Origin of the sequence: Actinoplanes sp. CA-131856 (assembly GCF_050956135.1) — a bacterium.
Taxonomy (GTDB): domain Bacteria; phylum Actinomycetota; class Actinomycetes; order Mycobacteriales; family Micromonosporaceae; genus Actinoplanes.
The window spans coordinates 137,687-158,603 of sequence record NZ_CP191849.1 but is presented as its reverse complement, the minus strand read 5'-3'; the positions used below and the strand labels follow the sequence as shown (position 1 = coordinate 158,603).

Below are 20,917 nucleotides of genomic sequence, written 5' to 3'. Positions count from 1 at the left end.
GTCAGGCTCCGCGCAGCAGACAGGTGATGCGCGCGGTGCACACGCGGTCGCCGCCCTCGTCGGTGATGACGATTTCGTAGGTCGCCATCGTGCGTCCCCGGTGCACCGGGGTGGCGACGCCGGTGACGACTCCGGAGCGGGCCGCCTTGTGGTGGGTGGCGTTGATGTCGACGCCCACGGCGAACGGCCGGTCGACGCTCTGGCCGTGCATGACCGCGCCCACCGAGCCGAGCGTCTCGGCCAGCACGCAGGACGCGCCGCCGTGCAGCAGGCCGTACGGCTGGGTGTTGCCCTCGACCGGCATGGTGCCGACGACCCGCTCGGCCGACGCCTCACTGAGCTGGATGCCCATCCGCGTGCCGAGGGTCCCGCCGCCACCGGTGGCGGAGAGGAGGTCCTGCACGCTGTCGGCAGCAATATCCATTCGATCCACGGTACCGGTGTGACCCGGCTCGCGGAGCTGTGACATGAGCCCTACTCTTCTCCCAAAAGGCGAAGGGGAGATCCGCATGAGCGAGCCGCAGGAGATCGTCGAGACGCGCGGGAGCGACCGCGTCGACCTCATCGCGCAGGACGCGAACGGCGACGGCAAGACCGACGTGTGGGTGTCCGACACCGACGGCGACGGCAAGCCCGACCTCTACCAGTTCGACACGGACGGGGACGGCAAGGTCGACATCACCATGGTCGACCTGGACGAGGACGGCAACCCCGACACGATCGTGGACGGCGACGGAGGCCTGCCGCCCACGCCTTAGGCGCCGCCCAGCGCGGACAGGGCCACCCACAGGACGGCGATCGCCACCACCGTCGTGAGCACGGTCGACGCCGTGTGCCGCCACGATGTGGGCCCGGCGATCGCCTCCGGGTGGCCCAGGCCCTCCAGCACGGCCCGCTCCGACCGGATCACCGACGACCAGTGTCCGATTCCGGTCGTCGAGTCGCGGCTCAGTTCGACGCCCAGTCGCGCCTGGGCGCGCTGCAACCGGCGTACGGAAGCTTTGGCCTGGCCTTTCGCCTGTCGACGGGCCGAGGCCCGGCCGGAGCCGGACCGCAGGGCGGAGAGCTCGCCGTTGGTGATCAGCGTGGGGTCGCGCAGCGTGGCCAGCCGTGAGGCGTAGTAATCGGCCTCGCGGTCGTGCAGGTGCCGCACCAGCAGCAGGACCAGCAGCAGCGGTGGAAGGCCCTTGAGCAGGATCACGCCCAGCAACGCCAGCACGCCGTTGCCGAGGCCGTCGGTGAGCAGCGGCGAGTTCCAGAGCACGTGGGCCGCCCAGGCCCCCAGGACGGCCAGGATCGCGCGTACGGGGTCGCGGCGGACGACCAGATAGCCGACGCCGGCTCCGGCCAGGGCGCCGAACAGGGTGTGGCTCCAGACGCCGGAGAGAAATCCGCGCAGCAGGAACGTCGCGATCACCGGCTGGATCTGATCACCCTGCCCGGCCAGCGCGACGGCGCCCACCGCGAAGACGATGTCCTCGGCGATCTGGAAGCCGAGCCCGACCAGGGCGCCGTAGACGACACCGTCGAGCACGCTGTTGACCTGGGACCGGGCGATCAGCACGATCGCCACCACGCCCAGCGTCTTGGCGATCTCCTCGACCGTCGGCCCGGCGATGGCCGCTCCCCAGTCGGCCGCGAGGTGCGGCGAGCCGAGCTTCGCGACCAGGTTCTCCAGCGCCGCGCCGCCCGGGATGGAGACCGTCGTGGCGACCAGGCCGCCCCAGGCGAACGCGATCACCCGCAGCCGGATCGGCTCACGCTCGAGGAAGTCGAGCTCGGCGAGGAACAGCCAGAACGGCACGGCCAGCAGGGCGAAGAGCAACACCGAGGTCAAGGTCGCCCGGGGGTACGTCGTGACGAACTTCCCGGCCAGCGAGGCCATCCGCACCGCGCCGACGCCGAGCAGCACCAGCACGATGCCGAAGGCGGGCGCCGACAGGCGGATCCGGCCGCTCGCCGGCCGCACGACGGACGCGGTCACCGGCTCTCCCCGTCGTGGCGCAGGGTCCTGGTGCTCGCCTCGATCTGCGGCAGCGTGCGGCCCAGGTCGAGGTCGTTCCCGCTGATGGTGACCTCGATGGTGAGCCCGTCGCCGACGAAGACCGCGTAGCGACCGCCGCGACCGGGCGCCGTATATCCACCCTGGACGCCGGCCAGCCCGCCGGCCGTGCTGACCGCGAGCTGGGCCCCGGTCACCTGGTAACCGGCGGTGTTGGTGATGCGCTTACGCAGGCGGGAGGCGGCCGCGTGGAGGTCGCCGCGAAAGGGGCGGACGGCGATGGCGTACCGCACCGGCCCGAGCCGGAAGAGCGCCGTTCCCTCGTTCTCGCCGGGCCGGGTCTCGGTGACGTCGATAGTGGCTCCGGCCGGCGGCACCACGCTGACTCCGGCGCCGACCTGGTACGGCTCGTCCGAGCTGACCGCGCGCTGGGCCGGCAGTGACCGGTCGAGGGCGGGCAGTCCATAGGCGAGCCCGGCCAGGGTGGCGACGACCCCCACGGCGCCGACGAGATTCATCAGCTCACGCCGGGTGATCCGCCCCATGGACCAACGCTAACGGCGGGTAAGGCATTGATCACTGTGGAGTCGCGGATATTACGGATTTGTCGGTTCTAGCAGGAGGTACTCCGGAGGCACGGCATCGGTCAGCCAGACCCCGTTCTCGCTGCGGTGGAAGACGTGCCCGGCCGCTTCCATCGCCCCCGCGGCCACGCGCAACACCATCACCTCGCCCGAGCGCCGGCGGCCGACGACCAGCGCCGTCGGCACATCGGGCGACAGGTGTACGTGGTGACGACTACCCGGGCGCAAGCCGTCGCGCATGATCGACGCGTGGTTGCGGCGGGGCGTGCCGTGGAACAGCACCGCCGGCGGCGAGGCGGGAGCCAGCCCGAGGTCGACGGCGACCCGGCGCGAGTGCCCCTGGTTGGCGCGGATCCATTCCGACCCGTCGGGCCGGCGTTCGATGGCGTACCGGGACTTCTCGTCGGTGGCCACGATCTCGTCGAGCTCGGACCGGTCGATCGGGAGCGCCGCCAGCAGATCACCGACCGGCACCCAGCCGTTCGCGTCGAGGGTGAGGCCGGCCGTCTCGGGCCGGTGCCGCAGGAGAAAGGCGATCCGGCGGCTGACGCTCATCCCGCCAGCTCCAGGACCGCGACGTAATAGGGCCGGTCGCCGTCGTCGACCGCCTTCAGCCGCCACGCCGTGCCCTCGACCAGCGCCGCCAGCTCCTCGATCGAGCAGTTCAGATAGTCGAACCACTCGGTGGCCAGCAGCCGGTAGCGCAGCCGCAGGCGCAGCTGGCCGCCGAGCCGCCCGCGCTCGCGGTTCCGCTGGTGGTACGAGACGTGCACGGGGTCGGTGGTGCCGTAGGGGTCGGTGCCCTGCGCGATGAGCCGCGCCCCGGGGTTGGCCAGCCGGGCCAGCGCGTCCAGGAAGACCGGCGCCCGCTGCGGACCCTCGAGCAGCCCGAGGTTGTTGCCGAGCAGCAGGAACGTGTCGTACCGGGCGCTGGCCGACGCGTAGGCGTCGACCGTGTTGATCACGGTGTCGCGCAGGCCCCGGCGCCGGGCGATCTCGATGGCCCCCGGCGAGGTGTCCAACCCGGTCACCGCCATGCCGCGTTTCTGGAGCTCCACCGCCGTACGGCCGGCTCCGACCCCGATGTCGAGAACGTGCCCGCGGCAGAGTCGCAGGGCGCGGTGGTCGTGCGGCTGCCAATCGCCGGGCGCGGCCAGATAGTGATCGGCCGGGGCGCCGTTGATCAGGCCGTCGTCGCGCTCGATCACCTCGATCACCGGGCGGGGCACGCGGCCGCCGGCCAGGGGGCGGGGCCCGACTCCGGTGTGTACCGCGTACGCGTCCCGGATCATCTCGCCGAAGACGTCGCCGATCGGTGGTTGTTCCATGGTGCCAACCCTTGGCGTAGGAACGCCCGAGGGCAACTCGGTTCCGGTGAAATACGTCCGGCCGGGGCCGTCACGGCGGACGTACTTCCTCGTTTCCAGGTGAAAGAGAACCTGATCAAGAAACGAGGAAGGGGCGATCGCCTTCCCCGACGTCGCCCCTTACAACGATCTTTCGTACCGACTGAGGTCCGCTCAGTCGCCCTGACGCTGCGTGGGAATCTGCCCCTGCAGCAGGGCGCGAACCTCCGACTCCCGGTAACGACGGTGGCCGCCCAGAGTGCGGATCGCACTCAGCTTGCCGGCCTTCGCCCACCGGGTGACGGTCTTCGGGTCGACACGGAACATCGACGCCACCTCTGCCGGCGTTAGTAGCGGCTCAGGATCGTGCGTACGCGATGCCATCGGTCACTCCTCCACAGGTACCTACGAACATCGGCCGGGGTCCCGCCGGCCGGTGCGTCTCTCATGGTCCGGCTAGTCCCCGATGTCCGACATGGGCCGAACGGACGAACGTCCCCAGATAGACGGATGAAGCATGCCCGATTTTTGCGTGTTTTCTACGCCAGATAGTGTCTCGTTTAGTCCGATTATCACGCTTCGGCCAGCGGTGATTACGAAGAGTATTCACTTCGGGAGCGTTCCCACGGACCGCGAAACCCGCCGGTCTGTCCCTATTTCCGCAGCTCAGTTGCAGCGCTCGAGCAACTGGACGGCCCGCCACCGCTCGACGAGCTTCTCGTAGACCGCCGAGGCGTCGTCGGCGTCGCCGCGGGACAGGGCGGAAAGTCCGGCCGCCACCAGTCCGGGTGAATCGTCCGCCGCGAGGTCGTCATCCGGGAGAAGGTTGACGAGGCCGCCGTAATCGAGCTCGACGATGGACCGCGGGTGGAACTCCTCCAGCCAGCGGGTGCCCTCCTCGACCGCCTCGGTGATCGGGGCGTCGCCCAGCGACTTGCGCAGCACCGCGACGGCGCGGTGCGCCCGCCGCCGGGCCTTCGAGATCTCCGTGCGATAGCGCAGCGTGCGCCCCTCGGGGGTCAGCGAGAACTCCCGCTCCTCGAGGTCGACGAAGGCGAACCAGCGCAGCGGCACACCCCAGGTGGCGATCTGCTCGTGCACCCGCGGCACGCCGTGCTCCAGCACCTTGGCCCCGCTGCGCCAGTCCTCGACGATGGCCTTGGCCTGCCCGGCCAGCACCGGCGGCACGAAGGCGTCGGCCAGCACGCTGGGCACCCCGTCGCGCGCGTTCAGCGCGGCCTCGGCCACCCGCAGGCGCAGGTTCCAGGGGCAGACCAGCAGAGAGTCACCCCACTGCAGCACGTACGCCTCGTCGGGCAGGTCGGGCAGCCTGGTCCAGCCGGCCCCGAGCGCCTCGAGCACCGCCGTGCGCTGCCGCACCGGGCCGTCGACCGGCCCCAGATCGCGCCCCTCCCGGGCGTAGCGCCGCCAGAAGACCTGGCGGTCACGATCGAACGCGGTCAGCGGCTCGTAAACCCGTAGGTACGACGCGAACAGTGACGGCACGGCGGAAGTCTTTCACGAAATCGGCCGAGCGGAACTTCCCGCGCGGACGTAATCCCGCAGGGGGCGTCACGACTAGGCTCGCAAATGTCCGGCCCACCCCCGCCGGGACAACCGGTCCCACGAGGGCCACAACAGAAGAATCAGGAGAACAGCCATGGGCGTGTTCGACACCGACGGCACCGACGCCACCGGTCACGAACAGGTCGTCTTCTGCCAGGACAGGCAGACCGGCCTCAAGGCGATCATCGGGATCTACTCGACGGCTCTCGGGCCGGCGCTCGGTGGCACCCGGTTCTATCCGTACGAGAGCGAGGCCGACGCGCTCGCGGACGTGTTGAAGCTCTCCCGCGGGATGGCGTACAAGAACGCTCTCGCCGGCCTGGACCTGGGCGGCGGCAAGGCGGTCATCTGGGGCGACCCGGCCCGCGCCAAGTCCGAGGGCCTGCTGCGGGCGTACGGGCGCTTCGTCGAGTCGCTGCACGGCCGCTACTACACGGCCTGCGACGTCGGCACCTACGTGCCGGACATGGACGTCATCGCCCGCGAGACCCGCTATGTGACCGGCCGCAGCCTCGAGCACGGCGGCGCCGGCGACTCCTCGATCCTCACCGCCTGGGGCGTCTTCCAGGGCATGCGGGCCGCCGCCGAGCACGCGTGGGGCCGCCCGACACTGGCCGGGCGCACGGTCGGCATCGCCGGCCTCGGCAAGGTCGGCAAATATCTGGCCGGCCATCTCGTCGAGGACGGCGCCGCGGTCATCGCCACCGACGTGAACGAGGCCGCCCTCAGCTGGGCCCGCACCACCTATCCCCAGATCGAGCTCGTGGCCGACACCCAGGCCCTGATCACCAGCGACCTCGACGTCTACGCGCCGTGCGCGCTGGGCGGGGCGCTGGACGACGACACCGTGTCCGCGCTGCGGGCCAAGGTCGTCACCGGGGGCGCCAACAACCAGCTGGCCCACCCCGGCATCGAGAAGACCCTTGCCGAACGAGGCATCCTCTACACGCCCGACTACCTCGTGAACGCCGGCGGCGTGATCCAGGTGGCCGACGAGATCGAGGGCTTCAACTTCGAGCGGGCCAAGCTGCGCGCGACCGGGATCTTCGAGACGACCCGCCGGATCCTCCAGCTCGCCGACTCCGAGGGCGTCTCGCCCGCGGTCGCGGCCGACCGGCTCGCCGAGCAGCGGATGGCCGAGGTCGGCCGGCTCCGGTCCATCTACCTGGGCTGAGCGCAGCCCTCTGACCGGGCGATCCGGTCGAAACGGGAGCGGTTTCGGACCTGCCGCGCGTCTTCGGACGGAAAACCGCGACGCGCGGCAGTGTCACAGGCAACCCGAGGTGCCAAACAAGGCATCGTCCATGTACCGTAAGACCCACGAGAGATGCCTGACGTCATCGGGGCCCGCCTTCGGGCTGCCCCGAATTCTGTGCGAGGGGGTCGAGCCATGGGGCGCGGCCGTGCTAAGGCCAAGCAGACGAAGGTGGCCCGGGAGTTGAAATACCACTCCCCGAACACCGACCTCACCGCCTTGCAGCGCGAACTGGCGGGTACACGCCAGTCCGACCGTCACTTCGACGACGACAACGATGAGTTCGTCGACGATGACGAGGATGATGCTGACGACGACCAGGACACCTGGTCGCCGACAAGGCGCTGACCCGTATTGCACAGAGCACGCGGCCGACCGCGTGCTTCCGTGTGTCGTGGTCACCTTCTAACCAACGGTTCAACACAAGCCCACGCGGGTGCCAGCCCGCGTGGGCTAGAACCGCCGCCCTACCGTGGGCGGTTGTTCCAGTTGTAGAACGTGGGAATGTTCTCGAAGTGGTTCCAGGCGCAGACCGCTGAGCCGCCGTCCTCCGACGTGCCCTCCGCGCGCTGTCGGCGAGCCTCCTCCGCCTCGGCGATGAGGGCCGCCAACCCGGCCCGGGTGTCTCGCACCCGTGCCGTCACCGGATCGCTCCCCGCGTCGTCAGACAGCCGTGGGTTCATGATCTCGGGCATGGTCCAGCACTCCCTCCAGTAGGCGCATCTTGCTGTTCCGGCAGTGGTCCGTCTCGGTGGTGTCGAACCGGCCGGTCTCGAAGTAGCGGTTGGCCGCGTGGGCCCCGCCGCAAAAGCCGAAATAGGGACAGGTCGCGCGGCAGGACTCCACCCCGCGCAGGAACTCGGCGATCCAGGGCGACCCCTCGGCGCCGGCCAGAATGTCGCCCAGCGGCGTCCTCAGGACGTTTCCGCTGGTGAAGTCGCCGTAGTGAGGGTCCGAGAAGCCGGCCAGCTCGGGCGAGAGCAGCACGACCGAGCCGTCGTGGGCGATCGTCGGGATGGGGTCGAGCCGGCGCGGCAGCAACTGGTCGGCCGTGCCGTCGAGGACGGCGGCCACGTATCGCAGCGACCACTCCACCTCGCGCAGGTGGATCCGCGGATCGCGGCGCCAGGCCGACACCAGCTCGGACCAGAAGGCCGTCACCTCGGCCGCGTCGTGGCCGTTGGTCCGGGTGTTGACCCCCTCCAGCTCTTCGACGTTGATGCCGAGCACGTCGCAGCCCAGGGCGAGGAAATAGTCGTAGAGCTCGGCCGCCACGCCCGGCCGCGGATCGCCGACCACGCAGAGCGCCGAGAACGGGATGTCGTGGCGGCGGAGCGCTTCGACGCCACGCATGATCCGGTCGTACGCCGGGCGGCCACCCCGGGTGACCCGTTCACCGTTGCGGGCCTCCGGGCCGTCGACGCTGACGCTGACCCGCATCTGGTGCTCGGTGAAGAACTCGCACCAGGCGTCGTCGATCAGCGTGGCGTTGGTCTGCACGTGATGCTCGACCTCGGGGCCGAACGGGGCGATCAGCGCGGCCAGGTGGTCCCGGCCCGCGGCGAGCGGCTCACCGCCGTGCCACACCACCGAGAACCGGCCGCCGGCCGTCCAGGGCTCGACCGCCGTGGCCACGGCCCGGGCCACCTCGACCGGCATGCGCTTGTCGACCGCGCGGAACGGCAGGTAGCAGTAGGAACAGTCGAGGTTGCAGAGCGTCGTGGGCTGCATGACGACGTACGTCGGCACGGGCGCGATGCCGCGCATCCCGCTCCACTTCCCGGCCACTGACACCCCCGACACGCTAAGCCCCGCAGTCCACCCGAACACGAAAGATCCGCATGTGCCCGACATCGACACACGCGGATCATTTCATGTTCATCCCGGAACCCGGCGTCAGCCGCGGGTGTACTGCCCCATCATCTGCACCTCGCCGGTGCCCTCGATGACCTCGCCGACCTGCCAGGCCTCGACACCGCGGCCGGTCAGATAGGCCATGGCGCGGTCGGCGTCGTCGGCCGAGACGACCGCGAACATGCCGACGCCCATGTTGAACGTGGCTTCCATCTCGTGGTCCTCGATACGGCCCTTGGCCTGGATGAGGTCGAAGATCGGCTGCGGGCGCCAGGTCGAACGGTCGACCACGGCGTCGACGTGCTCGGGCAGCACGCGCACCAGGTTGCCGGGGATGCCGCCACCGGTGACGTGGGAGAACGCGCGGACGTCGGTCTCCTCGATCAGGCCCAGGCAGTCCTTGGCGTAGATCTTGGTCGGGGTCAGCAGCTCCTCGCCCAGGGTCCGCTGGGTGCCGAAGTCGTCGACCACCGAATCGAGCCGCATGCGGCCCGCGCCGAGCAGCACGTGCCGCACCAGCGAATAGCCGTTGGAGTGCAGGCCCGAGGAGCGCATCGCGATGACCGCGTCGCCGACCTCGACCCGCTCGCGGCCGAGGATCTCGCTCTCCTCGACCACGCCGACGCCGGTGGCCGACACGTCGTACTCGTCCGGGCGCAGCACGCCGGGGTGCTCGGCGGTCTCGCCGCCGAGCAGGGCGCAGCCCGCGTAGCGGCAGCCGTCGGCGATGCCGGCGCCGATCTCGGCCACCTTGTCCGGCACGACCTCGCCGCAGGCGATGTAGTCGAGCAGGAACAGCGGCTCGGCGCCACAGGCGACCAGGTCGTCGACGACCATGGCGACCAGGTCGATGCCGATCGTGTCGTGGATGTCGAGCTGCTGCGCGATCACGAGCTTGGTGCCGACGCCGTCGGTCGACGAGGCCAGGATCGGGCTCTTGTACTTCTGAGTGTTCAGCCGGAACAGGCCGGAGAAGCCGCCCAGGTCGCCGATCACCTCGGGCCGCGCGGTCTTTTTCACCTTCGACTTGAGCAGCTCGACCGCGCGGTCGCCGGCCTCGATCGAGACGCCGGCGTCCGCGTAGGTGGACGTGCGCTTGCGAGCACCGCCGCGTCCAGCACCGGCCGTCCACGGCTGGTTGGACCCGGCGTTGTTGCGCTCGGACACGTGCGTCACGGTTCTCCCCTTAGAGCTGCTTGGTACATCAAAGTCACTGGTGGTGCGAGACGGCGGTCTCGTACTCGGTCTCGAGCTCCGCCACCGCCGCGGTCGCGGCCTCGTCGGTCGCGGACGGCATCGACGCCCGCTTGCCGACACCCTCGAGCACATGCTTCCCGATCAGGTTGCCGGCCGGGAGCTCGATCGGGTACTCGCCGTCGAAGCACGCCATGCAGAGGCGCGACTTCGGCTGCTCGGTCGCCTGCACCAGGCCGTCCAGGGAAACATAACCCAGGGAGTCGGCGCCGATCGAGCGGCGGATGCCATCGATCTCCAGACCGTTCGCGACGAGCTCGGCGCGGGTGGCGAAGTCGATGCCGTAGAAGCACGGCCATTTCACCGGCGGCGACGAGATGCGGACGTGCACCTCGAGCGCGCCCGCCTCACGCAGCATGCGCACCAGCGCGCGCTGGGTGTTGCCGCGGACGATCGAGTCGTCGACGACGACCAGGCGCTTGCCCCGCACGACCTCGCGCAGCGGGTTGAGCTTGAGCCGGATGCCGAGCTGGCGGATCGTCTGCGACGGCTGGATGAAGGTCCGGCCGACGTAGGCGTTCTTGGTCAGGCCGGCACTGTAGGGGATGCCGGAGGCCTCGGCGTAGCCGATGGCGGCCGGGGTGCCCGACTCGGGCACCGGGATGACCAGGTCGGCCTCGACCGGATATTCCTTGGCCAGGCGACGGCCGATCTCGACACGGGCCGAGTAGACGTTGCGGCCGGCGATCGTGGTGTCGGGGCGGGCCAGGTAGACGTATTCGAACAGGCAGCCCTTGGGCTCGGGCGACGCGAACCGCGTGGACCGCAGGCCGTGCTCGTCGACGGCGAGCATCTCGCCCGGCTCGACCTCACGGACGAAGCTGGCGCCGACGATGTCGAGGGCGGCGGTCTCGCTGGCCACGACCCAGCCGCGCTCCATCCGGCCCAGCACCAGCGGACGCACGCCCTGGGGGTCGCGCGCCGCGTAGAGCGTGTTCTCGTCCATGAAGACGAAGCTGAACGCGCCCCGCAGGCCCGGCAGCACCTCGAGCGCCGCGGCCTCGACCGACAGGTCGGGGCGGCTGGCCAGCAGGGTGGTCACCAGGGCGGTGTCGGAGGTGGCCATGTCTGCCTCGAGGCCGCGCTCGGCGACCTCGCGGGCCAGCTCGGCCGTGTTGACCAGGTTGCCGTTGTGCGCCAGCGCGATCGTCGTGCCGGCCGTGGTGGCGCGGATCGTGGGCTGCGCGTTCTCCCAGTTCGACCCGCCGGTCGTCGAGTAGCGCGTGTGGCCGATCGCGAGGTGGCCGCGCAGGCTGGCCAGCGTCGGCTCGTCGAAGACCTGTGACACGAGGCCCAGGTCCTTGTAGACCACCACGCCGGAGCCGTCACTCACAGCGATGCCCGCGGCCTCCTGGCCACGGTGCTGAAGAGCGAAGAGCCCGAAGTAGGTGAGTTTGGCGACCTCTTCCGCGGGGGCCCAGACACCGAAGACGCCGCAGGCATCCTGGGGGCCGCGCTCCTGGGGGTCGAGATCGTCGGTCAACCGGCCGTCGCCTCGGGGCACCTGTCGCTCCCTCATGCTGATCTGCTCGAACGTGAGTGGGGGTCCACCGCTCCGCTCCCGACCGCCCAGTGTACGCGAGGGGAAGGGTCACGGCTCGGGCTGTCAATCGGCGGACGCGCCGGTCAACGGAAGGTATTCGCTCAGATCCGTACGGATACCGCTCGCTCGCAGCCGTCCGTCACGCACCGCATCGGCCCAGCTCACACGCTGCGTGGCCACGAGCACCCAGGTGATCGGATCGGCTTCGACCACATTGGGCGGTGTGCCGCGTGTGTGCCTGGGACCTGGAACACACTGAATCGCACCGAAAGGCGGAATTCGCACCTCCACCGATCGGCCAGGCGCACGGCGGGACAACTCGGTCAGCAGCGCGCGCACCGCGTCACGCAGCACCGTTCTCTCCGGTTCGGCGCCGCGGTCCAGCGCGTCCAACGCCCGGATCACGGACTCGGATTTATTCTTCGCAGCGGACATGTCGGGACGATACGACCCGGTCGGCCGAGATTGGTACGCGGCCCTGGGTCGCGCGATGGACGTGTGACAAGGCATAGTGGCCGACGGTGTTTTAGTCGCGGGATGTAACCGGCACCTGAAGAGCAGCCGGGAGACCGTGCGACCGGAAGGCGGTGGATGGTGACGACGCACCTACGAGCCCGGGCGTTGCAGGGCGGTGCGTTACTGGCTGTGGTCGCAGGCAGCCTATTCGTAGCGCCTGTGGCGGCGTTGGCCGACCCTCCCTCAGTGGAGATCACCAACCTGCAGACCGAGGTTCTCACCGGCGGCCAGCTGAACATGCAGTACAGCGTGTCGGCCCCCGAGGTCGACCCCGGCGAGGGCCAGCCCGGCGGCGGCAACCCGGGGCGAGTCACGGTCGCCTATCAGGTCACCGGCATGAGCTGCTCCGGCGACTGCTCGGGCGTCACGCAGATCGACGCCGGCGGTGACCGCGGGTTCAACGCGCGCCTCACGGCGCCCAACGTGAACGCCGGCGACACCCGCCAGGTGCAGGTCCGGGTCACCGCCTCGATCAACGGCGAGACCGACAGCGCCACCGCGAACATCACGGTCAAGGGCCCGGACAAGCCGCAGACCGTCCGCCAGGTCTCGGGCAAGGTCAGGGACCAGGACGGCAAGAGCGTCTCCGGCGCCCAGGTCGGCCTGCGTGACAGCACGGGCGCCACGTTCGAGACGACGTCGAGCGGGTCGGGCAACTACACGTTCTCCTCGACCGACAGCAGGCCGATCGCGCCCGGCACCCTCACGATCGGGGCGGCCAAGCAGGGCTTCGACTCGGCCACGGTCACGATCCAGGCGTCGGCCGACCGCACGGTCAGCAAAAACCTGACCCTGAAGTCGCAGGTGGTGGAGACCCCGTCGGCCACGCCGTCGGCGACGCCGTCCGCGACGGTCAGCGCCGCGCCGACCGCTGAGGAGTCCGCGGCCGAGGAGCAGCCGGCGACCACGGAGACCGTGGACGAGGGCACCCCGGCCAACAACGCGGCCGCGAGCGAGGACAGCGGAAGCTCCTGGCTCTACATCATCATCGGCGTCCTGCTGGTCGCGGCCGGCATCGGCGCGATCGTGCTGGTCTGGATGCGCCGCAAGAACAACCCGCCGGACGGCCCCGACGACGACCCGACGGGCATGTCGCCGTCGGGCGGCGCGGTCCCGCCGAGCCAGGGCCGGTTCAACGACGCGACACGGGTGGCGGCGCCGGTCGGCGGCGGCCGCGCCAACGACGCCACCATGATCGCGCAGGCGCCCGGCATGGCCGACGCGCCGACCATGCTCCAGCGCCCGGTGCCCTCGGCCGAGGACGAGTTCCCCGACCCGTACGGCGCTCCGGTTCCGCCCCAGGGCGGCTACGTCGGCGCCGGCGGCTGGGACGACGGCCAGCAGGGCGGCACCCAGCAGTACGGCGGGGGCACCCAGCAGTACGGGGGTGGCACCCAGCAGTACGGCGGCGGTACGCAGCAGTACGGCGGTGGCACCCAGCAGTACGGCGGCCAGCAGGCTGACAACAGCTACGGGTCCTACAGCGAGCCCACCGGTTTCTACCGCCCCGAGGACGATCAGGGCTACGGCGGTTACGACCAGGGCGGCCAGCAGCAGTACGGCGGCCAGCAGCAGGGCGGCTGGGACGAGCACGACAACGGCGGCTACGGCGGTTACGACCAGGGTGGCCAGCAGCAGCAGGGCGGCTGGGACGACCACGACAACGGTGGCTATCCCCCGCAGCAGGGCGGCGGCCAGCAGTACGGCGGCCACACCCAGCAGTACAACGGCGGCTACGACCAGGACGATTACGACCAGCGCGGTCAGCGCCGCTACTGATCCGGCACAACGAGATCGGCCCCGCACCTTTCGAGGTGCGGGGCCGATGTCGTCTGAGACGGATCAGGCGGGGTCGATCGGGCCGCCCGGCTTCGGCTCGGTCAGCTCGAGGGTGACCGAGGCGCCCTCGGCCGGCACCGGCTCCTTGACCTCGGCCACCGACGCCGCCGGGATGCCGTCGGCCTCGATCGGGGCCGCCGACTCCATCGCCGCGCCGGCCGCCGCCGTCACGAGGACCTCGTCGCCGCGGTCCGGTCGCGCCGGAGCGGACGGGTCGGCCGCGTGCTCGGGGTCGCCGTGCCGGTTGGCCAGCTCGGCCGCGCCGCCGAACAGGGCCGGCAGCGTCGCCGTGTGCGCCTCGCGCAGCTCGTCCAGCGGGATGCTGAACTGGCCGCCCACCTCGAGCACCGGCTCAGCGGTGGTGACACCGATCTGGACGCAGGCGATGCCGAGCTCGGCGGCCAGGGCGACGAACGCCTTGTCACGCCCGCGGGGCACCGCGACCAGGGCCCGGCCCGACGACTCGCTGAACAGCTGGACGAACGCCGAGTTGCCGTCCTCGGGCAGCGTGACGCGGGCGCCCACGTTGCGGCGCAGCGTGCTCTCGACCAGGACCTGCGAGAGGCCACCGTCGGAGAGGTCGTGCGCCGCGACGACGTGACCGGTCTGGGAGGCACGGGCCATCAGCACGCCCAGGCGCTGCTCGTGCTCCAGGTCGACCTTCGGCGGGCGTCCGCCGAGGTGGCCGTGGGTGACCCACGCCCACTCGGAGCCGGAGAGCTCGGCCGCGGTCTCGCCGAGCAGGAAGAGCAGGTCACCGTCGCCGGTGACGGCCGGGAAGCCCATCGGGATCCGCCGGGCCACGTCGTCGAAGACGCCGAGCACGCCGACCACCGGGGTCGGGTGGATCGCGGCCGCGCCGGTCTGGTTGTAGAAGCTGACGTTGCCGCCGGTCACCGGGGTGCCCAGCAGCTGGCAGCCGTCGGCCAGACCGCGGACGGCCTCGGCGAACTGCCACATGACGGCCGGGTCCTCGGGCGAGCCGAAGTTGAGGCAGTCGGTCACGGCCACCGGCTCGGCGCCGGTGACGGCGACGTTCCGGTAGGCCTCGGCCAGCGCCAGCTTCGCGCCCTCGTACGGGTCGAGGCGGGCGAAGCGGCCGTTGCCGTCGACGGACAGGGCGACACCGAGGCCGGTGCGCTCGTCGATGCGCAGCACGCCCGAGTCCTCGGGCTGAGCGAGCACGGTGTTGCCGAGTACGTACCGGTCGTACTGCTCGGTGACCCAGGTCTTGTCGCAGAGGTTGGGCGAGCCGGCCATCCGCAGGACGGTCTCGCGCAGCTCGTCGCCCGTGGAGGGGCGCGGCAGCGTCTCGGCCTTGTCCGCCTGGAGCAGGATCAGGTCGGCGGGCTCGCGGATCGGGCGGGCGTAGACCGGGCCGTCGTCGGCGAGCGAGCCGGGCGGCACGTCCACCACGACGTGGTCGTTCCAGGTGATGACGAGCCGGCCCGGGGAGCCGTCCTCGCCGGCCGGGGTGACCTCGCCGATCGCGGTGGCCCACACGCCCCACTTCTCGGCCACGGCGAGCACCGCGTCGAGGTTCTCCGGCGTGACGATCAGGAGCATGCGCTCCTGCGACTCGCTGGCCAGGATCTCGGTGGGCGACATCGACGCCTCGCGCAGCGGCACCCGCTCGAGCCAGACCCGCATGCCGGTGCCGGCCGCGGCCGCCGTCTCGGTGAGCGCGCAGGTCAGGCCGGCGCCGCCGAGGTCCTGGATGCCGGCCACGAGGCCGGCGTCGTACAGCTCGAGGCAGCTCTCGATGAGCAGCTTCTCCATGAACGGGTCGCCGACCTGCACCGACGGGCGGCGCTGCTCGGCCTCCTCGTCGAAGGTGGCCGAGGCGAGCACGGAGACGCCGCCGATGCCGTCGCGCCCGGTGCGGGCGCCCAGCAGCACGACGATGTTGCCGACGCCGGCCGCCTCCTTGTGCTGGAGGCGCTCGACCGGCAGCACGCCGATGCTCAGCGCGTTCACCAGCGGGTTGCCCTGGTACGTCGGATCGAAGACGATCTCGCCGCCGATGTTGGGCAGGCCCAGGCAGTTGCCGTAGCCACCGATGCCGGCGACCACGCCGGGCAGGACCCGGGCGGTGTCGGGGTGGTCGGCGGCGCCGAAGCGCAGCGGGTCCATCACCGCGATCGGGCGGGCGCCCATGGCGAGGATGTCGCGGACGATGCCGCCCACGCCGGTCGCGGCGCCCTGGTAGGGCTCCACGAAGCTCGGGTGGTTGTGCGACTCGACCTTGAACGTCACGGCGATCTCGTCGGAGATCTGCACGACGCCCGCGTTCTCACCGATGCCGGCGAGCATGCGGTCGCTGCGCGGGGCCTTCTCGCCGAACTGGCGCAGGTGCACCTTGCTCGACTTGTACGAGCAGTGCTCGCTCCACATGATCGAGTACATCGCCAGCTCGGACGCCGTGGGTCGCCGGCCCAGGATCTGCCGGATGCGCTCGTACTCGTCGTCCTTGAGGCCCAACTCGGTGTGCGGCTGCAGCTCGTCCGCGGTCTGGAAGGCCCGGTGCACAGTGTCGGGGCCGCCGTCGAACTCGTTGACCAGCACGTCCGTCGCGGCAAAACCGGTCGGCTTCTGGTTCGGCGCTGCCGTCTCCGGCTGCGTGGTCATTACTGGTGTCCCCCTGCGTGCGAAGCACCCGCGGACGCCCCGGCCAGGGCCCGCAGGACCGAGGTGAAGAAGCCGAGGCCGTCGAGCGACGGACCGGTCAGCGCCTCCACCGCGTGTTCCGGATGCGGCATGATGCCGACGACGTTGCCGGCCTCGTTGGTGACGGCGGCGATGTCGCGCTGCGAGCCGTTCGGGTTGCCGCGGATGTACCGCGCGACCACCCGGCCCTCGGCCTCGAGCGCGTCCAGCGTCCGCTGGTCGGCGACGTAGCAGCCCTCGCCGTTCTTCACCGGGATCAGGATCTCCTGGCCCGAGGTGAACGCGTTGGTCCAGGCGGTGTCCGCCGACTCGACGCGGAGCCACTGGTCACGGTTGCGGAAGTGCAGGTGCTGGTTGCGGGTGAGCGCACCGGGCAGCAGGTGGGCCTCGCAGAGGATCTGGAAGCCGTTGCAGATGCCGAGCACCGGAAGGCCGCCGCGGGCCGCGTCGATGAGCGACTCCATGACCGGGGCGAACCGGGCGATCGCGCCGCAGCGCAGGGCATCGCCGTAGGAGAAGCCGCCGGGCAGCACCACGGCGTCGACGCCGTGCAGGTCGGGGTCGCCGTGCCAGAGGCGGACGGCGTCGGCGCCGGCGAGGCGCACGGCGCGGGCCGCGTCCCCGTCGTCCAGCGAACCCGGGAAGGTGACCACACCGATGCGCATGGTCAGGCGACCTCGGCCTTCGCGTCGTCCTCGACCTTGATCGAGAAGTCTTCGATCACCGGGTTGGCGAGCAGCTTGTCGGCGATCTCCCGAGCCCGGTCCAGGTCGGGTTCGCCGGCGAACTCGATCTCGATCCGCCGCCCGATCCGGACGGAGGAGACATCGGTGACGCCGAGCCGGGGCAGCGCGTTCGCGACCGCCTGGCCCTGCGGGTCGAGGATCTCCGGCTTGAGCATGACGTCGACCACGACGCGAGCCACGGGCACTCCTGACTGATAGGTGTAAGCACGTGGAGCCTACCTTGCGATCCACGTGGCGGGCGTGTCGGCCGGTGTCGCGCAGACGACGCCGACCAGGCTGAGCAGGCGATTTCGGCGGTGATCTCAGCCACTAGAACGATCAAAGCTTCAATTTCTCCACAACCGGGGCGACGGTCATCACACCGTGATAGGTGGCAACTGAGTCTTGGCGGCCCGGCCGGCGGCCCCTAACGTCAGTGTTCCGCTGGGGCGTGGCGCGACGGTCGAGCTCCGCCGCGCCCCGGCGGCAGCCTCAGAGGATGGGCGCGGGCGCGTATTTCGCCGCTTCCGGGTGGGCCGCGACGATCGTGGCGACACGGTCGACCACGAAGCGCACCTGCGAAGGGGCGGCGCCCACGAAGGCGGCCCGGTCCGACACCAGCGCGTCGATCTCAGCCCGGCTCAGCTGGAGCCGGCCGTCGTCGGCGAGCCGGTCGAACAGGTCGTTCACCGGCGCGCCCTTCTCGCGCATGGCCAGCGCCACGGCGACCGCGTGCTCCTTGATCACCTCGTGCGCGACCTCGCGGCCCACACCCTTGCGGACCGCGGCCACCAGGATCTTGGTGGTGGCCAGGAACGGCAGGAAGCGGTCGAGCTCGCGGGAGATCACGGCCGGGTAGGCGCCGAACTCGTCGAGCACGGTGAGGAAGGTCTGAAAGAGGCCGTCGGTGGCGAAGAACGCGTCCGGCAGCGCGACCCGGCGCACCACCGAGCAGGAGACGTCACCCTCGTTCCACTGGTCGCCGGCGAGCTCGCCGACCATCGACAGATAGCCGCGGACGATCACGGCGAGGCCGTTCACCCGCTCGGACGAGCGCGTGTTCATCTTGTGCGGCATCGCCGACGAGCCGACCTGGCCCGGCTTGAAGCCCTCGGTCACCAGCTCCTGGCCGACCATCAGGCGGATCGTGGTGGCCAGCGACGACGGACCGGCGACGATCTGGGCCAGCGCCGAGACGACGTCGAAGTCGAGCGAGCGCGGATAGACCTGGCCGACGCTGCTGAGCACCCGGTTGAAGCCGAGGTGACCGGCCACCCGCTGCTCGAGCACGGCCAGCGCCTCGAAGTCGCCGTCGAGCAGGTCGAGCTGGTCGGCGGCGGTGCCGACCGGGCCCTTGATCCCGCGCAGCGGGTAACGGCCGATCAGATCGTCGAGCCTCTCGTACGCGATGAGCAGCTCCTGCGCGGCCGACGCGAACCGCTTGCCGAGCGTGGTCGCCTGGGCCGCCACGTTGTGCGAGCGGCCGGTCATGACCAGGTCGGAATATTCGACGGCGCGCTCGGCCAGGCGGGCCAGGGTGGCGATGACGCGGGCCCGGATGAGCTCGAGCGAGGCCCGGATCTGGAGCTGTTCGACGTTCTCGGTCAGGTCACGCGAGGTCATGCCCTTGTGGATCTGCTCGAAGCCGGCCAGCGCGCTGAACTCCTCGATCCGCGCCTTCACGTCGTGCCGGGTGACCCGCTCACGCTCGGCGATCGACGCCAGGTCGACGGTGTCGAGCACCGCCTCGTACGCCTCGACGGCACCCTCGGGCACCGACACCCCGAGGTCACGCTGGGCGCGCAGGACGGCGAGCCAGAGCCGGCGCTCCATCCTGATCTTCTCCTCCGGGGACCAGAGCTCGACGAGCTCGGCGGAGGCGTAGCGGGAGGCAAGAACGTTCGGGATGGTCACGCGACCGATTCTTTCACGGGCCCGGGATCACGCTCCGGCAGCTCGTGACGCAGCGTGCGGACGTCCCGGCTGGCCAGCATGCCGAGGACGGCCAGGACGACGAGCACACCGGCGCCGACCAGGGTCGCCTCCACACCGACGACGTGGGAGATGGGACCGACCAGCAGCTCGCCGATGGGGATGGCCACGAAGGACCCGACCATGTCGTACGAGTACACGCGCGCGAGCTTGTCGGCCGGCACATGCTCCTGCATGGTCGTCTCCCAGGCGACACCGAACTGCTCGAGCAGCCCACCGGCCAGGATCGCGCCCACCACCAGCACGACCACCTGCGGATAGAGGCCCAGCAGGAGCAGCGGCAGGGCCATGCCGAACGTGCTCGCGGCGCCCAGCAGGAGCAGGCGGCGCACCCGCAGCCGCATCGCGATGAGCGCGCCGATGATCATGCCGCCGGTCTGCGCGGCCAGCACGAAGCCCCAGGCCCGGCGGCCGAAGGTCTCATCGGCGACCGCGGGCCCGAGCACGTAGAGGCCGCCGGCCCAGCACGCATTGATCACCGAGAAGGCGGCCACCACGACCCACAGCCAGGTGCGCGACCAGAACTCGGTCCAGCCGGTGCGCAGGTCGGCGAAGATGTGCGGCCGGGCCGCGTCCTTGGGCTTCTCCGCCGCCGGCAGCGACCGCAGGGCCATGAAGACCAGCCCGGCGAGGAAGAAGGTGACGGCGTCGATGGCGATGCCCCACCCCGGGTTGGTGGCGGCGACGACCACGCCGGCCAGCGGGGCGCCGAGGATGACGGCCGAGTTGAGGGTCAGCCGGTTGATGGCGTTGGCCTGCTGGCGAATGTCGGCCGGCACGGTCTGCGGCAGGATCGAGGAGCTGGCCGGCAGCGCGAGCGCGCCCACCATGCCGTTGAACGCGCCGAGCACGATCAGCAGCGGGACGGTGGCCATGTCGTTGAGCACGAGGAACGCCACGATGCCCTGGGAGAGCGCGGCGGCCAGGCTGGAGCCGACCATCAGCACCTGTTTGGGCATGCGGTCGGCGAGCACGCCGCCGAACAGCAGGAAGATGACGTTGACCAGCGTGCGGATGCCGACCACCAGGCCGAGATCGCTGGTCGAGCCGGTGAGGTCGAGCACGGCGAACGCGAGCGCGAGCGTCGCGAACGAGTTGCCCAGGGCATTGATCGTCCGCCCGGTGATGAGCAGGCGGAACGGGCCGTACTTCAGTGGCGTGAGGGCACCCATCAGGACTCCATCTCGAACATCGCGACGGTCGTGCTCGTGCGGATGGTGCCAGGAGTGCGCGGCGGGCGCGCGGCATTATGCAGCTCGTCGACCAGCTCGACGAACTTCGATCGCAGCTCGAGCCAGGTCTCGGGCTCGATCCAGAACTCGCCGTCACCCAGAAGGCCGTTCTTCCCGCCGAAGCGGCCGGACGCGGTGCGGCGGATCAGCTCGCTGCCGAGGGCCGCGAACAGGGCGCGCCGCTGCTCCGGCTCCTCCGGCGCGTGGTCGCGCTTGGTGTCGTAGCGGTACCTCTTGGCCACACCACCGCGGATCTTCTCCTCGCCGGCCTGGACGATCAGGCCGCCGGCCAGCAGGTTGCGCAGGTGATAGCTGGCGTTGGCATGGGTCAGGCCGAGCTCCCGCGCCACCTCGGCCGCGGTCATCGGCGCGCCGGTGAGCAGGGACATGATCTGCAGTCGTACGGGATGGGCCGTCGCCCTCAGCGACGCCCGCCCCGAGTCATCTCCCAAAGACATGTTGGGGAGTTTAGGGAACGGCACGCCGACTGTCCAATGGTTCTTTGGGAGTGGCACACTGCACGGAGAAGCGGCAAGGTCGCT

The 20,917-nt window shown here is 70.7% G+C and carries 22 protein-coding genes; 4 read left to right on the top strand and 18 right to left on the bottom strand.

Features of this window, described 5'->3' with window-relative positions:
- Position 1 precedes the first annotated feature (1 nt).
- Complete coding sequence (locus tag ACQP2X_RS00755) at positions 2–424, bottom strand: PaaI family thioesterase (RefSeq protein WP_360248185.1); 423 nt, start codon at positions 422–424, stop codon at positions 2–4.
- Positions 425–509: 85 nt separating this feature from the next.
- Here ACQP2X_RS00755 and ACQP2X_RS00750 point away from each other — a divergent pair, with 85 nt between their 5' ends.
- The gene (locus tag ACQP2X_RS00750; RefSeq protein WP_498693659.1) at positions 510–758 is read left to right on the top strand and encodes a hypothetical protein; all 249 of its coding nucleotides are present in this window, start codon (positions 510–512) and stop codon (positions 756–758) included.
- Here ACQP2X_RS00750 and ACQP2X_RS00745 read toward each other — a convergent pair.
- The 6 genes from ACQP2X_RS00745 to ACQP2X_RS00720 form a co-directional block, all read right to left on the bottom strand.
- Positions 755–1,984 (bottom strand): PrsW family intramembrane metalloprotease, encoded by a 1,230-nt coding sequence (locus ACQP2X_RS00745; protein WP_498693658.1) that lies wholly within the window; start codon positions 1,982–1,984, stop codon positions 755–757. The two genes, ACQP2X_RS00750 and ACQP2X_RS00745, sit on opposite strands and share 4 nt — an antisense overlap.
- Positions 1,981–2,547: a hypothetical protein gene (locus ACQP2X_RS00740; protein WP_498693656.1), complete on the bottom strand. Its 567-nt coding sequence runs from the start codon at positions 2,545–2,547 to the stop codon at positions 1,981–1,983. Before ACQP2X_RS00740 ends, ACQP2X_RS00745 begins: the two co-directional genes overlap by 4 nt.
- 51 nt (positions 2,548–2,598) lie before the next feature.
- On the bottom strand, positions 2,599–3,141 hold the full coding sequence (locus ACQP2X_RS00735; RefSeq protein ID WP_498693654.1) for an RNA 2'-phosphotransferase: 543 nt from the start codon (positions 3,139–3,141) through the stop codon (positions 2,599–2,601).
- Positions 3,138–3,914 carry a class I SAM-dependent methyltransferase gene (locus tag ACQP2X_RS00730; RefSeq protein ID WP_498693653.1) on the bottom strand — a complete coding sequence of 259 codons (777 nt, stop codon included), beginning with the start codon at positions 3,912–3,914 and terminating at the stop codon, positions 3,138–3,140. Before ACQP2X_RS00730 ends, ACQP2X_RS00735 begins: the two co-directional genes overlap by 4 nt.
- 192 nt (positions 3,915–4,106) lie before the next feature.
- Positions 4,107–4,316, bottom strand: coding sequence for a BldC family transcriptional regulator (locus ACQP2X_RS00725; RefSeq protein ID WP_014687221.1), 210 nt, complete (start codon positions 4,314–4,316; stop codon positions 4,107–4,109).
- A 282-nt stretch (positions 4,317–4,598) separates the two neighbouring features.
- Complete coding sequence (locus ACQP2X_RS00720) at positions 4,599–5,438, bottom strand: DUF8083 family protein (RefSeq protein WP_498656278.1); 840 nt, start codon at positions 5,436–5,438, stop codon at positions 4,599–4,601.
- Positions 5,439–5,592: 154 nt separating this feature from the next.
- Between ACQP2X_RS00720 and ACQP2X_RS00715 the strand changes: the two genes are divergently transcribed.
- Complete coding sequence (locus ACQP2X_RS00715; protein WP_498693650.1) at positions 5,593–6,672, top strand: Glu/Leu/Phe/Val family dehydrogenase; 1,080 nt, start codon at positions 5,593–5,595, stop codon at positions 6,670–6,672.
- A gap of 216 nt (positions 6,673–6,888) precedes the next feature.
- Positions 6,889–7,101, top strand: a complete 213-nt coding sequence (locus tag ACQP2X_RS00710; protein WP_097326961.1) for a DUF3073 domain-containing protein — start codon at positions 6,889–6,891, stop codon at positions 7,099–7,101.
- Positions 7,102–7,220: 119 nt separating this feature from the next.
- Here the strand turns inward: ACQP2X_RS00710 and amcA are convergent, their stop codons facing one another.
- The 5 genes from amcA to ACQP2X_RS00685 all read right to left on the bottom strand — a co-directional run bounded on the left by amcA (position 7,221) and on the right by ACQP2X_RS00685 (position 11,839).
- Positions 7,221–7,448, bottom strand: coding sequence for a multiple cyclophane-containing RiPP AmcA (amcA, locus tag ACQP2X_RS00705; RefSeq protein ID WP_498693649.1), 228 nt, complete (start codon positions 7,446–7,448; stop codon positions 7,221–7,223).
- Positions 7,417–8,520, bottom strand: a complete 1,104-nt coding sequence (gene amcB, locus ACQP2X_RS00700; protein WP_498701356.1) for a cyclophane-forming radical SAM peptide maturase AmcB — start codon at positions 8,518–8,520, stop codon at positions 7,417–7,419. Before amcB ends, amcA begins: the two co-directional genes overlap by 32 nt.
- A gap of 129 nt (positions 8,521–8,649) precedes the next feature.
- Positions 8,650–9,783, bottom strand: a complete 1,134-nt coding sequence (purM, locus tag ACQP2X_RS00695) for a phosphoribosylformylglycinamidine cyclo-ligase (RefSeq protein WP_498693646.1) — start codon at positions 9,781–9,783, stop codon at positions 8,650–8,652.
- A 34-nt stretch (positions 9,784–9,817) separates the two neighbouring features.
- A complete protein-coding gene (gene purF / locus ACQP2X_RS00690) occupies positions 9,818–11,365 on the bottom strand; it encodes an amidophosphoribosyltransferase (RefSeq protein WP_498701354.1) in 1,548 nt (515 codons plus the stop codon).
- 102 nt (positions 11,366–11,467) lie between these two features.
- Positions 11,468–11,839 (bottom strand): sterol carrier family protein, encoded by a 372-nt coding sequence (locus ACQP2X_RS00685; protein ID WP_498693645.1) that lies wholly within the window; start codon positions 11,837–11,839, stop codon positions 11,468–11,470.
- Positions 11,840–12,106: 267 nt separating this feature from the next.
- Here ACQP2X_RS00685 and ACQP2X_RS00680 point away from each other — a divergent pair, with 267 nt between their 5' ends.
- Positions 12,107–13,699, top strand: a complete 1,593-nt coding sequence (locus ACQP2X_RS00680) for a carboxypeptidase-like regulatory domain-containing protein (protein WP_498693643.1) — start codon at positions 12,107–12,109, stop codon at positions 13,697–13,699.
- 63 nt (positions 13,700–13,762) lie between these two features.
- Here ACQP2X_RS00680 and purL read toward each other — a convergent pair whose 3' ends face one another.
- The 6 genes from purL to ACQP2X_RS00650 all read right to left on the bottom strand — a co-directional run bounded on the left by purL (position 13,763) and on the right by ACQP2X_RS00650 (position 20,833).
- Positions 13,763–16,387 (bottom strand): phosphoribosylformylglycinamidine synthase subunit PurL, encoded by a 2,625-nt coding sequence (gene purL / locus ACQP2X_RS00675; RefSeq protein WP_498693641.1) that lies wholly within the window; start codon positions 16,385–16,387, stop codon positions 13,763–13,765.
- A complete protein-coding gene (gene purQ / locus ACQP2X_RS00670) occupies positions 16,387–17,097 on the bottom strand; it encodes a phosphoribosylformylglycinamidine synthase subunit PurQ (RefSeq protein WP_498701352.1) in 711 nt (236 codons plus the stop codon). Before purQ ends, purL begins: the two co-directional genes overlap by 1 nt.
- Positions 17,094–17,351: a phosphoribosylformylglycinamidine synthase subunit PurS gene (purS, locus tag ACQP2X_RS00665; protein WP_097326998.1), complete on the bottom strand. Its 258-nt coding sequence runs from the start codon at positions 17,349–17,351 to the stop codon at positions 17,094–17,096. The genes purQ and purS overlap by 4 nt, the downstream gene beginning before the upstream one ends.
- Positions 17,352–17,643: 292 nt before the next feature.
- Positions 17,644–19,065, bottom strand: a complete 1,422-nt coding sequence (gene purB / locus ACQP2X_RS00660) for an adenylosuccinate lyase (protein ID WP_498693640.1) — start codon at positions 19,063–19,065, stop codon at positions 17,644–17,646.
- Positions 19,062–20,315: an MFS transporter gene (locus tag ACQP2X_RS00655; RefSeq protein ID WP_498693639.1), complete on the bottom strand. Its 1,254-nt coding sequence runs from the start codon at positions 20,313–20,315 to the stop codon at positions 19,062–19,064. The genes purB and ACQP2X_RS00655 overlap by 4 nt, the downstream gene beginning before the upstream one ends.
- The gene (locus ACQP2X_RS00650; protein ID WP_498693635.1) at positions 20,315–20,833 is read right to left on the bottom strand and encodes an ArsR/SmtB family transcription factor; all 519 of its coding nucleotides are present in this window, start codon (positions 20,831–20,833) and stop codon (positions 20,315–20,317) included. Before ACQP2X_RS00650 ends, ACQP2X_RS00655 begins: the two co-directional genes overlap by 1 nt.
- Between the last annotated feature and the right edge of the window lie 84 nt (positions 20,834–20,917).

What these genes read in the sequence shown, in the direction of transcription:
- ACQP2X_RS00710 (WP_097326961.1), top strand. Translation starts at nt 6,889, where the DNA reads ATGGGGCGCGGCCGTGCTAAGGCCAAGCAGACGAAGGTGGCCCGGGAG.
- amcA (WP_498693649.1), bottom strand. Translation starts at nt 7,448, where the DNA reads ATGCCCGAGATCATGAACCCACGGCTGTCTGACGACGCGGGGAGCGAT.
- amcB (WP_498701356.1), bottom strand. Translation starts at nt 8,520, where the DNA reads ATGCGCGGCATCGCGCCCGTGCCGACGTACGTCGTCATGCAGCCCACG.
- ACQP2X_RS00650 (WP_498693635.1), bottom strand. Translation starts at nt 20,833, where the DNA reads ATGTCTTTGGGAGATGACTCGGGGCGGGCGTCGCTGAGGGCGACGGCC.
- ACQP2X_RS00655 (WP_498693639.1), bottom strand. Translation starts at nt 20,315, where the DNA reads ATGGGTGCCCTCACGCCACTGAAGTACGGCCCGTTCCGCCTGCTCATC.
- ACQP2X_RS00685 (WP_498693645.1), bottom strand. Translation starts at nt 11,839, where the DNA reads ATGTCCGCTGCGAAGAATAAATCCGAGTCCGTGATCCGGGCGTTGGAC.
- ACQP2X_RS00730 (WP_498693653.1), bottom strand. Translation starts at nt 3,914, where the DNA reads ATGGAACAACCACCGATCGGCGACGTCTTCGGCGAGATGATCCGGGAC.
- ACQP2X_RS00715 (WP_498693650.1), top strand. Translation starts at nt 5,593, where the DNA reads ATGGGCGTGTTCGACACCGACGGCACCGACGCCACCGGTCACGAACAG.
- purL (WP_498693641.1), bottom strand. Translation starts at nt 16,387, where the DNA reads ATGACCACGCAGCCGGAGACGGCAGCGCCGAACCAGAAGCCGACCGGT.
- ACQP2X_RS00725 (WP_014687221.1), bottom strand. Translation starts at nt 4,316, where the DNA reads ATGGCATCGCGTACGCACGATCCTGAGCCGCTACTAACGCCGGCAGAG.
- ACQP2X_RS00755 (WP_360248185.1), bottom strand. Translation starts at nt 424, where the DNA reads ATGGATATTGCTGCCGACAGCGTGCAGGACCTCCTCTCCGCCACCGGT.
- ACQP2X_RS00735 (WP_498693654.1), bottom strand. Translation starts at nt 3,141, where the DNA reads ATGAGCGTCAGCCGCCGGATCGCCTTTCTCCTGCGGCACCGGCCCGAG.
- ACQP2X_RS00740 (WP_498693656.1), bottom strand. Translation starts at nt 2,547, where the DNA reads ATGGGGCGGATCACCCGGCGTGAGCTGATGAATCTCGTCGGCGCCGTG.
- ACQP2X_RS00750 (WP_498693659.1), top strand. Translation starts at nt 510, where the DNA reads ATGAGCGAGCCGCAGGAGATCGTCGAGACGCGCGGGAGCGACCGCGTC.